This is a genomic window from Bartonella sp. CE47NXGY, assembly GCF_042195415.1.
GTDB lineage: Bacteria > Pseudomonadota > Alphaproteobacteria > Rhizobiales > Rhizobiaceae > Bartonella.
Window position 1 is genome coordinate 1 of record NZ_JBHIOI010000253.1, and the last position, 629, is coordinate 629.

The following is a 629-nucleotide window of genomic DNA, read 5'->3' on the forward strand; positions in this document are numbered from 1 at the left end:
CTTTATGAATATGACGTAAAGGGTTAGAGCGAACCCCTGTAAGGATAAGCAAGCGCAAAGCAAGATGTGTTATGTTTTGTGTTTTACAGAGGAACTGATAAAAAGCTGGTATATCTTTCCAATCCATTGCTGGTCTATTAGTGATCTTATGACGTTGTTTTCCTAAGAGAGCACGTGCTTTTTCTGTTGCTTGTAAATCAACATTCAAACCCAAGGCAGCCGCATGTTTGAGACAAAGATTAAGACGTATCAATGCTGCTTGGGCTGTTCCAGCTTTTGTATGCCAAATGGGGGCAAGGGTATTGCGTATCTCTGTTTGGGTAATCTCTGAAACGGGTAAACAGCCTAACTTGGGAAGAATATGAAGGCGTAAAGGTGTAAACCAATTTCCATTTTTACCGTCACCTTTTAATTCAGCTTTACGACTTTCAAAAGCATCTAAAGCAATATCTTTTAAATAATGGAGATTACTTATTGCCTCACGCTTTTGTTTATTACGTTCTTTAATAGGATCACGCCCTTCACGTAAAACAGCACGCCATTGCATTGCACATTCACGGGCTTGTTTTAAAGAAACATCTCTTAAAGCACCCAAGCCCATTTCACGGCGCCGCCCATGAATGGTAAAA

General features: G+C 40.2%; 1 protein-coding gene. It reads right to left on the reverse strand.

The genetic code is table 11. The annotated features are described in order from the left end of the window. Positions 1-629, reverse strand: a 629-nt coding sequence (locus ACFIL3_RS10940; RefSeq protein ID WP_375682292.1) for a tyrosine-type recombinase/integrase, incomplete at both ends; no start/stop codon positions are given.